The sequence below is a fragment of the Microcoleus sp. S13_C3 genome (genome assembly GCF_036700905.1).
In the GTDB taxonomy this organism is placed as follows: Bacteria; Cyanobacteriota; Cyanobacteriia; order Cyanobacteriales; family Microcoleaceae; genus Microcoleus.
In genome coordinates, this window is the sequence record NZ_JAUBPT010000179.1 from 1 (window position 1) to 9,862 (window position 9,862).

14 protein-coding genes are annotated in these 9,862 nt (G+C 48.3%); 5 read left to right on the top strand and 9 right to left on the bottom strand.

The window, feature by feature from the left end; all coding sequences use genetic code 11:
* Positions 1–106: 106 nt before the first annotated feature.
* The 3 genes from QUA16_RS31290 to QUA16_RS31300 form a co-directional block, all read right to left on the bottom strand.
* Positions 107–352 carry a hypothetical protein gene (locus QUA16_RS31290; RefSeq protein WP_333108231.1) on the bottom strand — a complete coding sequence of 82 codons (246 nt, stop codon included), beginning with the start codon at positions 350–352 and terminating at the stop codon, positions 107–109.
* A gap of 86 nt (positions 353–438) precedes the next feature.
* Positions 439–666, bottom strand: a complete 228-nt coding sequence (locus tag QUA16_RS31295) for a hypothetical protein (RefSeq protein ID WP_333108232.1) — start codon at positions 664–666, stop codon at positions 439–441.
* Positions 626–871, bottom strand: coding sequence for a hypothetical protein (locus tag QUA16_RS31300; RefSeq protein ID WP_333181612.1), 246 nt, complete (start codon positions 869–871; stop codon positions 626–628). The genes QUA16_RS31295 and QUA16_RS31300 overlap by 41 nt, the downstream gene beginning before the upstream one ends.
* On the opposite strand from QUA16_RS31300, the gene QUA16_RS31305 reads away from it, so the two are divergent.
* Positions 866–1,252 (top strand): hypothetical protein, encoded by a 387-nt coding sequence (locus tag QUA16_RS31305; protein ID WP_333181614.1) that lies wholly within the window; start codon positions 866–868, stop codon positions 1,250–1,252. The genes QUA16_RS31300 and QUA16_RS31305 overlap by 6 nt on opposite strands.
* 723 nt (positions 1,253–1,975) lie before the next feature.
* Here the strand turns inward: QUA16_RS31305 and QUA16_RS31310 are convergent.
* Positions 1,976–2,761 carry a PspA/IM30 family protein gene (locus QUA16_RS31310; RefSeq protein ID WP_006635936.1) on the bottom strand — a complete coding sequence of 262 codons (786 nt, stop codon included), beginning with the start codon at positions 2,759–2,761 and terminating at the stop codon, positions 1,976–1,978.
* 70 nt (positions 2,762–2,831) lie between these two features.
* Here QUA16_RS31310 and QUA16_RS31315 point away from each other — a divergent pair, with 70 nt between their 5' ends.
* Positions 2,832–3,008, top strand: a complete 177-nt coding sequence (locus tag QUA16_RS31315; RefSeq protein WP_333057771.1) for a hypothetical protein — start codon at positions 2,832–2,834, stop codon at positions 3,006–3,008.
* Between the two features lie 54 nt (positions 3,009–3,062).
* Here QUA16_RS31315 and QUA16_RS31320 read toward each other — a convergent pair whose 3' ends face one another.
* Positions 3,063–3,767: a PspA/IM30 family protein gene (locus QUA16_RS31320; protein WP_333108235.1), complete on the bottom strand. Its 705-nt coding sequence runs from the start codon at positions 3,765–3,767 to the stop codon at positions 3,063–3,065.
* Positions 3,768–4,035: 268 nt separating this feature from the next.
* The gene (locus QUA16_RS31325) at positions 4,036–5,277 is read right to left on the bottom strand and encodes an SPOR domain-containing protein (RefSeq protein WP_333108236.1); all 1,242 of its coding nucleotides are present in this window, start codon (positions 5,275–5,277) and stop codon (positions 4,036–4,038) included.
* A 498-nt stretch (positions 5,278–5,775) separates the two neighbouring features.
* Here QUA16_RS31325 and QUA16_RS31330 point away from each other — a divergent pair, with 498 nt between their 5' ends.
* Positions 5,776–6,072, top strand: coding sequence for a hypothetical protein (locus tag QUA16_RS31330; RefSeq protein WP_333108237.1), 297 nt, complete (start codon positions 5,776–5,778; stop codon positions 6,070–6,072).
* A 50-nt stretch (positions 6,073–6,122) separates the two neighbouring features.
* Here the strand turns inward: QUA16_RS31330 and QUA16_RS31335 are convergent, their stop codons facing one another.
* The 3 genes from QUA16_RS31335 to QUA16_RS31345 form a co-directional block, all read right to left on the bottom strand.
* The gene (locus QUA16_RS31335; RefSeq protein WP_333108239.1) at positions 6,123–6,308 is read right to left on the bottom strand and encodes a hypothetical protein; all 186 of its coding nucleotides are present in this window, start codon (positions 6,306–6,308) and stop codon (positions 6,123–6,125) included.
* Positions 6,296–7,129: a 1,4-dihydroxy-2-naphthoyl-CoA synthase gene (gene menB, locus QUA16_RS31340; RefSeq protein WP_015176244.1), complete on the bottom strand. Its 834-nt coding sequence runs from the start codon at positions 7,127–7,129 to the stop codon at positions 6,296–6,298. Before menB ends, QUA16_RS31335 begins: the two co-directional genes overlap by 13 nt.
* Positions 7,130–7,423: 294 nt before the next feature.
* Entirely contained in the window at positions 7,424–8,020 is a 597-nt protein-coding gene (locus tag QUA16_RS31345; protein ID WP_333108240.1) for a TerB family tellurite resistance protein, read from the bottom strand.
* A gap of 75 nt (positions 8,021–8,095) precedes the next feature.
* On the opposite strand from QUA16_RS31345, the gene tadA reads away from it, so the two are divergent.
* Positions 8,096–8,596 (top strand): tRNA adenosine(34) deaminase TadA, encoded by a 501-nt coding sequence (tadA, locus tag QUA16_RS31350; protein ID WP_333108241.1) that lies wholly within the window; start codon positions 8,096–8,098, stop codon positions 8,594–8,596.
* A 434-nt stretch (positions 8,597–9,030) separates the two neighbouring features.
* Positions 9,031–9,759, top strand: a complete 729-nt coding sequence (locus QUA16_RS31355) for a lysophospholipid acyltransferase family protein (protein WP_333108242.1) — start codon at positions 9,031–9,033, stop codon at positions 9,757–9,759.
* Positions 9,760–9,862: the final 103 nt, after the last annotated feature.

A 9,862-nucleotide genomic window follows, 5' to 3' on the forward strand; every position in this document is an offset into this window, starting at 1 on the left:
CCAAAAAGGACGGGCGGGACGCCCATCCCACAATAACAATTAAAATTGTAAGTTATTTAATTCGCGATCCTTAATATCAATCACAGGAATTCCCCAGCCTTCGCGATTATTCCACCTTTCGCCGTACAGTCACCGCAGCCGCAATCGGGCTGACAGCAAAGTATTCGCTTCCAAAACCGCGCTTTCCCTGGGATTCCAAACATTGCCAAAATCCACAAACGTCGTCACCTGCAAAACTCCCTGTTTGTCGCGGGTGCGCTTGCATCGGATACCGCAACTCGGCTGAATCACAAATCCCGCTATCGGCAAGCAAAGCCTCCTGACCAGGAATTTCAAAGGTGGTACCCGCCACGTGATTTATCCGTGGAATCAATCCAAAATCGAAAATCTAAAATCAGAAGAGCCCCCGCATTTATCTCGCGCAAGTCAATCTAAAATCTAAAATCTAAAATCTAAAATCGATTGACGGTAGCCCCGCAATGTGTCTGAGCCCCCTATACCGAATGGTTCGATCGACAAAAGCTCTGCCCCAGCCAATTTCACATCCGATCGCACCACCAGCAGCCTCTCAGGAGCCAACAACCGCACGTACTGCAATTGACCCCGCCAAATTAAAAATCGACTGTCAGGGCTGCTGCTGCTCACCGTAGCACCAAATGCTGCCACTCCCAGACAAAACTGCGATCGCGCCGCCAAGACATCTCTCTCCCCTCTGAGTAAAATCCTGAAACAGCCTCAGCACCGCAACCCGATTTCTGCCCCCATTATCTGCTTCCGGCGACAACGGAAAATCCTTTCCAAGCAAAGATGTATCGCTTTCTCGCCTGCTGGTACCAATACCGATCGCGATTTCTCTTCTCGGATTTTGCACGATCGGCTCGCGGTAAGTCAACTGCCAACTACTTCAAATCGATCGACTTTGATCGTACCCGCAATCTTAGCAATTCTGCAGGCTGTGTCGGCGCGGGAACAGCAGGCGGCAAAAGCTGTTCGCCTGAAAGCAAGGGCGCTGGCGGCGCGGGTTACGGGAGGGGATGCGGATTTTGCCGCCGCGGGTTGGGAATCGGCAATTCGTGTCGGTTTTCTCCTCGGTTCGGCAATTGAGGGAGAGTTTCTGGGGTCTCACTTTGGGTCAATTGATCGAACTCCGGGATGCTATTTTCTTGCTCTTTACTGCCTCTATCTAATTCTGAACCCGAGTATAAATCACGAAGCCGATCGCGATCGTCTGCTGTTTCTTGATCTAGTTTGAATTGAGATGGTAAATGATCATGCAAAATTGGCGCTTGCACCCCTGAGTCGGTAGCAACCATCGACTCGCCAAGACTTAGAGCTGATAGCAGTGCAGGGCAAATAGCTGCCATTGAAAAACCAAGCGCTAATGCCTTGAAAAACTTGATTTTACAAAAGCCTCTAGAAGATTGCACGGGCATGACAGATTAGCCATATTTGATAGTTATTTACACTTACGATCGGGCGAGACCGACGCAATTGCAAGGAATAAAACCACTCTATCACTTTTTAAACAATTAATTCCTTAACTCAATATAAAGATAGTTGACAGCAACTCTAGTTTGTGTACTTAACAATTACTAAAAACACTCCGACCGAAAGCATCCAGGATACAAGCCCCCAGATTCATCCGTCCAGAAATAAAAAACCTGTATCCGATGAAACTTGCCCCCCGGAATTTATCCGTGGGGCCAATGCTTCAATTCTTTAATCTAAAATCTAAAATCTAAAATCTAAAATCGATTGACCTCCCAAGCTAGCCATCTTGCAAGGAATAAAATTACTCTATCACTTTTTAAACACTTAATTCCTTAAATCAATATAAAGCTAGTTGACAATAACCACGTTTTGTGAGATTAACACTGACAAAAAAAACTCCGACCTCCCAAGGTAGCCCTGTAGGTCGGCGGAGAATTTTATCAAACCTGCGATCTGAGAAATAGGTAAATTTTGATACAGATTACTACATTTTATTGAGCTGCGATCGCAATTCTTCCAACTCAGCGTCAATCACCGGGCTCGACTCCGAGCTACTAGCTGCTGCCGTTTTACCAGCTGCTGGCAATTGACCTTGAGACACAGAACCCCCGGTCAGTTGAGCTTTCATCTGAGCCAACTCGTCGTCAACATCACCGCCGCTTTCGAGCAAGCGGAACTGTTCCTCTAAATTGCTGCCGCCGGCGGCCAATTCTGCCGAAGCCCCCGCGCGAGCTTCAATCTGCAAAACTTTTTCTTCCATGCGATCGAAAGCCGCCATTGAACTGCCAGTATTCAAGGTGCCAATGGTATTGTTGAGCTGTTCCTGAGCCTTAGCAGCTGATATCCTCGCTTTGAGCATATCCTTCTTAGTCTTAGCTTCGGAAATTTTGCTCTCCAAACCGATCAAGTTGCGCTTGAGACTTTCCACCTGAGCCGATTGCTGATCCAGACTGGCTTTCAGGGTAGCCGCCGTTTCAGCGTGAGACTTTTTGCGAACCAGCGCTTCCCTGGCCAAAGTCTCGTCTCCTTTTTGCAGGGCTAGCTGAGCGCGCTGCTGCCACTGGTTAGACTGAGATTCAGCTTGATTGTACTGAGTCTGGGTGCGCTTTTGAGTGGCGATCGCGCTGGCAACGGCCTGACGCAACTGCACCAAGTCTTCCTGCATATCCGTAACGGACTGTTCTAAAATCTTTTCCGGGTCTTCAGCTTTATTGACCAGATCGTTAAGATTGGCTTTGACGACTCGGCTAATGCGGTCAAATAATCCCATAATGCTATTTTTCCTGGGTGAGGTGTACGAAGTAGGCGGCAAGAAGGCTTGATAGCCCTAGCCCGCAGTTGTGAAATTCACTCTGGTCAGATTTTTAGTGCGATTTAGTTTTTGGCAATTTTTGCAGACAGATAAATCCAGTTTAAAGCGATCGAGTAATGTGATGCAGGCAAGCTTATTCATGCACCTACCTCTTGAGTTTAACTTCGATCCGGGAATTCCCCAACAGGCTTCGAGCCATCTCTAGCTAGGCTGTTGAGAAGTTTTTGCTCGTCCCGACTCTTGTTCTGTTGCCTGGGGTTCAAGATGCGGGCGGCTCCCTCGACGGCAATTTGGGTGTATTGTGGCCCGGAAGCATTTGTGCTTTCATCGCCGCCAACTCGGTATCCACATCGTCGGCACCTTCGAGAGAGAGAAACTTCTTTTCTAAATCATTAGTTCCGAGTTCTGCGATTGCTTCGGAGCGAGCTTCTAGCTGCATGACTTTCTCTTCCATCCGTTCAAACGCGCTCAAAGCGCTGCCGGTACTGAGATTGCCCATCATTTCTTGCAGCCTTTCCGACGATGCGGCCGATCGAGCTCGGGCAATGTACATATCTTTTTTAGATTTTGCCTCGGAAATTTTACTTTCGAGCGCCCGCATATTTTCTTTAAGTTTACTCACAACAGCCGATTGCTGATCCAGACTGGCTTTCATCGCCGTTGCCGTTTCTTGATAAGATTTCTTGCGCGTCAGAGCTTCCCGCGCCAAATTTTCCTCGCCTTTTTGCAAAGCTAGCTGCGCCCGCTGATGCCATTCTGCTGCTGTAGACTCAGCTTGGGAACACTGGCGTTCAGTGCGTTTTTGAGCTGCAATCGCCCCTGCCACAGCTTGTCTGAGCTGCACTAAATCTTCCTGCATATCCATTACAGCCTGTTCCAGAATTTTTTCTGGGTCTTCTGCTGCCCCGACCAAACTATTAATATTGGCTCGAATCACTCGCCATAGGCGATCGAATAATCCCATTTTGCCAGTCTCCCAATTTTAAACTTTAGAATTAAGACAGAGAAATCACCATTAAAAATTAAAAATGAATACTCATCAATCGTCTTTTTAATTTTTAATTGTGAAATTTTAATTCCCTCTAAGTTAGGTCGTCATGATTATTTTTAGGATGGGTAGGGCGCGAGCATTACCCATCAAAACTGAGCAAATGTTGGGTGAAGCGAAACCGAGGGTTCGTGCCTCGGCCCAACCTACTCCCCGATCATTAGTTTAATTGTCTTTGCCTAATTTAGGGTTGATAGTATTGTGGCTTCACCCCTTTTTCTTGGAGTTCTTTCACCAAACGTTCTGCTGAGGCAGGATCGTTCAAAGCCCCCATTTGGATCTTGACACCCTTTGAGAAGTTCCGCACGTAGGCATCGGGAACTGCGGTTCTGGCTTGCTGCAGCGATTTTTCGTCGTTGTAATCGGTGACAACGTAATAGAAACCGTCGGCGGCCCGTGCAGGCCTTCCCAGCGGGGGTGTGGCGGCTGGGGATGCGGCGGCTGGGGATGCGGCGGCTGGGGATGCGGCGGCTGGGGATGCGGCGGCTGGCTGGGCTGGGGAGGGTGTTGGAGGCAGTGTCGGCAGTGTCGGCACTGGCTGGGCGGCGCTGGGGCTGGGGGTGGGAAGCAAAGCCCTACTCAGATTGTTGAGTCCTTGTTCCCTGCCTCTGGCCGGGTTGCCGTCTTCTGTCGGAATCGGCACAGCCGCGCCCGGGCCCGGAGGCGCTGGCGGAGTTGGCGGGATTGATGCTTTTGGTGACGGGGAAGGAATCGGGCTGGCTGTCGGCTTGACATTGCTGAGAGTGCTCAAATCTAGCTCGACAAATTCCTTGGATACCAGATTTGGAGCTTTCGGCAGTTCCTTGGTGCTGCTATCTGAGATGGCAGTAGAGGCGGGACTGTCGCTGGGAGAGGGTGAGGTGCGATCGAGCAAACGGTTCAGGCCTGCCATCTTAACTAAATTTGACGGGTACATGACTGCGTAGCCCAAAGCTGTGCATGACAGCAAAAACAGCAGCATCGAACTCAGTCCCAAGGGAGTTAACAAACTGGCGGCTAAACTGCGTTCTACCGTAGGCTCAGCTTTTGACTCGTCCAAACTTTCGATCAGTTTTTCGCTTGATTCGAGATACTTGTTGGGTGCAAAGGCACTGCTAGATAATTTTGTGCCGCCCCTGGTAGTTGCTAGCGGGGCATCGCCCTGAGTGCCGGCAAGGGATAGCGGCAGCGATAGCGGCTGCTGGGTTTCCTCCGCAGTCTCCGGCGCCAAATTTTGGGCTAGCTGTTGCTCGGTTGTGGCTGTTTGCTTGCCGCTACGAACTGAGGGCGACACCCACTGTTCGGCGCGCCTCCTGTGCCTTCTGTATGTTGTCAGTTCTGCTTCTAGGTTTACATCTAGACTCCCCAGGACTGCTTGCAAAGCAGGGTTGATTGGGGTTGAAGAGGATTGATGATTTGGGGATTCAACCGAAGAACGCTTACTCATTAGCAAAACTCCTACCGCCTCTGAATTAATTTTAATATGTTGATTGTAGAGATAAACATGAAGGTTGAAAACTTGCCTATTTTATGATTAGCTACTTTTGGCGTCAATGCAACAGGGGCCCGATCGCCTGCAGCTATTTTTTATTTTCAGTGGAAAAGTCAATTGTTGCTGTTTCCCGGACGCTGCTTACCGAAACTCTCAGCAGATTTTTGTATCCTGAGCTACCGCTTATTTGTAACCTCTAATACTCGTTGGGCATTTGTACTTTTTCTTGATCCCTAACGGCTTTATAAACTTTTAACCTGTGTTTTTACCTATACAATGAGCAAACACCGAGCCAATTGTTTCTATATATAACGAGATTATAAATAAATTATAAAATTTATTTATGCTCCGGGGATCGCTAGAACCCAGACAGCATAAAGGTTGGGATGCTCTAAAGCCTGCTAGCTCTACAAAGGACAATTAGAGATGAAAATGATTTCCCTAAGAACTTTTATGCAAACCTCCTTAACTTCACCTTTAACTTCAGCTTGTGGTCACTGCCGTCACTATACCCCTGAAGGCAGACGCGGGGGTGTTTGCGCTTTACTAGGCGGCCCGGTTCAAAGTCAGTGGAAAGCTTGTACTTTAGCGGTTTCGCCTTTTAGGTCATCTTGGGAAAACATAGAAATTGGAATGTGGCAAGAATCGACTCTGACGCTGCAGGATGCCACCGTCACTCTTTCCGATCGCCATGCCTGCCAACTTACAGCCACAACGTTAACCGAAAAATCTGCAGCAGTCTCGGTTTAGTTAGTCGGCAGCAGGATAGGTCATACCATTTTCTATTTTCGATTGGGGAATCACTCATCGCTATCAGGGTTTGCATCTGGCAAAGCAGTTTCATCCTTTTGGGAAACTGGCATCAATACTGACACTTTTGGACGATCGCGTGCATTTGGCTTTACTAACTCATAAAAATCAGCAGCATCTACTTTAATATGAGCGCATAAAAAAAACTGATTTCTCCATCCAGCTATGGCAGCCAAGGATATTGACTAAAATCAGGTTGCCGTTTTTCTAAAAAGGCTTGTTTGCCTTCGGCGCCTTCCTGCGTCATATAGTACAGCAAAGTGGCATTTCCCGCCAGTTCTTGCAAACCGGCTTGACCGTCGCAGTCGGCATTAAAAGCGGATTTCAAGCAGCGAATCGCGATCGGACTTTTTTCGAGAATTTCTGCAGCCCACTGAATCCCTTCTATTTCTAGTTGTTCGACGGGCACGACGCAGTTGACTAAACCCATTTCTAGGGCTTGCTGCGCGCTGTACTGGCGACACAAAAACCAAATTTCTCTGGCTTTTTTCTGGCCGACTACTCTGGCGAGATAGCTAGCTCCGAAACCACCGTCGAAACTGCCGACTTTGGGGCCGGTCTGTCCGAAAATAGCATTGTCAGCAGCGATCGTCAAATCGCAAATTAAGTGCAGAACGTGACCCCCTCCAATTGCGTAGCCTGCAACTAAAGCAATTACAACTTTGGGCATAGATCGAATCAACTTCTGCAAGTCGAGCACGTTCAACCGGGGTATGCCACCTTCGTCTACATATCCCGCCGAACCCCGCACGCTTTGGTCGCCGCCGGCGCAAAAGGCGTATTTGCCGTCTGTATGAGGCCCCGCACCGGTGAAAAGGACAACGCCGATTTTTGTGTCTTCGCGGGCATCAGTAAAGGCATCGCACAGTTCCAGCACGGTTTTGGGACGGAAAGCGTTCCGTTTGTGAGGTCGATTGATGGTAATTTTGGCGGTGCCACCACTTTTGTGATAGAGAATGTCTTCGTAGGTTTTGGCGGTTTGCCATTCAATTTGCATAATCAATCAATTTGAGATTTGAGATTGAGCTGAGTCAATCAAGGCAGCGACAAGTCGCTTTTAGATTTTAGAGGCATTCGGTTCAATGGGATAGAAGGGTCGATCGACTCTTGCCAAAAAAATAAAGCGGGACTTAGGCAGAAACCAGGTTTTCGATCGACATACGCCGTGCAGCGCTCTTGGCAGGGGTTAACCAACCCGGTTTTTGAGGGTAAGAGCGCACAAGTCCCGTCTCAATTGGAAAAAGCGTCAAATCCTCAAACTTCTCTCTCACTACTTTTACTGCCCAAAAAATTATTGGCGGAGTAAAATACTCAGCAAGTGCTTTGCCGCTTTGCCAAATACCGGATCGCGGGACTCGAATTCGCTGGGATCGAGTAAAGCTTTAACTTCGGCAAAAGCTTCTGAGTCGAGGGTTCCTTCTTTAGTAAATAAAGTGTCTATGACTGCAATGTGTCTGGAGTCGAGGCCGAGCCGATTTGCGATCGACTGTAGGTACATTTGCTCCCGCAGGTCGATGTGTCCGTCGGCCGCTGACATTTCGTAGCCAGAACCGATAAGCAACAGTTTTTCTGATTCTGAGAACAAAGCTGTCAGGGTTAGCAATTCCGTGGGGTTGAAGTAAACCTGCTGTTTCGATACTCCTTTGACAAGGCGCTGAATTAGTTCTACCCGATCGCGGTCGCCGCTGGCAAAGGCTTTGAGAGTCTTTTGCAGCCGTTCTTCTTCTTCAACTGCGATCGTCCTGTCAATAATCATCACTCCGCGCAGGATGGAAATTAGAGCCGTCAGAAACACTACCAAAGGAGTGATATCTTGTTCGCGCAGCTTTTGCCGACTAATGCGGCACAACAGCTCAACAATTTCAGTGGTAATCGTAGTGGTGTCCATAATTAAAGACTCTCGATTAAGCTGTAATGTAACTTTCTATATCGATCTTAAGTTTTTCTGTAACTTAGGTATGACGTGAATTATAAAGCTGAGCCGTTGTCTATTAGTGAGACTACTTATTTTATTCACAAACGCTGGATGACTAGGGCTGTGGAATTGGCGCAAGCAGCCGGTGATGCCGGTGAAGTACCCGTGGGTGCTGCAATTGTTGACGGTACTGGCAAATTGATTGCCGAAGCGCAAAATCGGCGAGAGCGAGACTGCGATCCGACTGCTCACGCTGAAATCTTGGCTTTGCGGGCGGCCGGCAAAGTTTTGCAAGACTGGCATCTTAACCAATGTACGCTCTACGTAACGCTGGAACCTTGCCCGATGTGCGCGGGTGCGATCGTCCAAGCTCGGATTGGTTTGCTGGTATACGGAGCAGATGATCCGAAAACTGGCACGATTCGGACTGCCGCTAATATTCCCGATAGCGCCCATTCGTGTCACCGCTTAGAGGTGCTCGGCGGTATTATGGAGTCTGTTTGTCGCGATCAGTTGCTTTCTTGGTTTGAAGCGCGCCGAAAAAATTAACAGGTAAAATTTTTTACTTTCTTCGGAGCGAGGTTTAATCGAAATTGACGGAAAGCATCCAGGATACAAGCCCCCGAATTTATCCGTCCAGAAATAAAAAACCTGTATCCGATGAAACTTGCCGAACGTATTTATCCGTGGGGTCAATGCTTCTATTCTTTAATCTAAAATCTAAAATCTAAAATCTAAAATCGATTGACCCTTTAACTGAAATAATAGATCCGTACTTGCCTGCTCAAGCTTTCGAGGCTGCCGACTGCTCTGCATTAGTGCTGTCCGGTTGGTTGAGGTTTTACCTGTTAGAGATTATCTCTTGCGGGCGCGATCGCTCGATCGGTACAAGGCCAATAGCAAAAGTGTCCCGATCCAAAAACTAAAGATTTGTCCAACAACTTACTTTAGACTTTAGATCTCGAGAAAGCAGCTTAATTGCTATGCCCCACACCGCCACGATCGCCGTTGAGTCCAGTAAATCATCTCTAGTGAAGCCAATGCCTGCCAAGGTAGCATCTAATACCTCTCGCGTTTCTCCTTGGTTAACCTCCTTGCTCTATCCGCTAGGTCACTATGTTGTCCTACCGTTTCATTTTGGCAAGATTGAGATAACCGGACAGGAGCACTTGCCGAAAGACGGGCCTGTCATCTTAGCCCCTACGCACCGCTCCCGGTGGGATGCCCTGATGATGCCCTATTCAACGGGACAGAAGGTGACGGGACGCGATTTGCGGTTTATGGTAACTGCTGATGAAGTGAAAGGATTGCAAGGTTGGTTCATCCGACATTTGGGAGGGTTTGCTGTGGATCTCAAGCATCCAGCAATTGGCAGTCTCCGTTATGGGGTGGAACTTCTCCTCGACAAAGAAATGTTGGTGATTTTTCCCGAAGGTGGCATTTTCCAGGATGGCGAGGTTCATCCGATTAAGCCGGGATTGGCGCGTTTGGCAATGCAAGCAGAGTTGAGCAAACCGGGTTTGGGGGTGAAAATTGTACCGATGAGTATCCGCTATCGCCCGCGTATTCCTCAATGGGGTTGTCATGTAAAAATTGCGATCGGTGCTCCGATTTCCGTGGCGGATTATGCTAATGGTGGCGGTGGTAAAAAAGAAGCACGATTGTTGAGTGCCCAGCTCGAAATGGATCTTAAAAAGCTTGATGAAAGTTGAGAAGAAGGAAGTTCGGCAACGGATTTTGTAACGGATGTAACGGATGTAACGGATGTCAGGAAGAAGGAAGTTCGGCAACGGATTTTGTAACGGATGTAACGGA

Excerpts from the sequence above, each read along its gene's own strand:
- QUA16_RS31310 (WP_006635936.1), bottom strand. The coding sequence starts at position 2,761 with ATGGGATTATTTGACCGCATTAGCCGAGTCGTCAAAGCCAATCTTAAC.
- QUA16_RS31320 (WP_333108235.1), bottom strand. The coding sequence starts at position 3,767 with ATGGGATTATTCGATCGCCTATGGCGAGTGATTCGAGCCAATATTAAT.
- QUA16_RS31325 (WP_333108236.1), bottom strand. The coding sequence starts at position 5,277 with ATGAGTAAGCGTTCTTCGGTTGAATCCCCAAATCATCAATCCTCTTCA.
- QUA16_RS31330 (WP_333108237.1), top strand. The coding sequence starts at position 5,776 with ATGCAAACCTCCTTAACTTCACCTTTAACTTCAGCTTGTGGTCACTGC.
- menB (WP_015176244.1), bottom strand. The coding sequence starts at position 7,129 with ATGCAAATTGAATGGCAAACCGCCAAAACCTACGAAGACATTCTCTAT.
- QUA16_RS31345 (WP_333108240.1), bottom strand. The coding sequence starts at position 8,020 with ATGGACACCACTACGATTACCACTGAAATTGTTGAGCTGTTGTGCCGC.
- QUA16_RS31355 (WP_333108242.1), top strand. The coding sequence starts at position 9,031 with ATGCCCCACACCGCCACGATCGCCGTTGAGTCCAGTAAATCATCTCTA.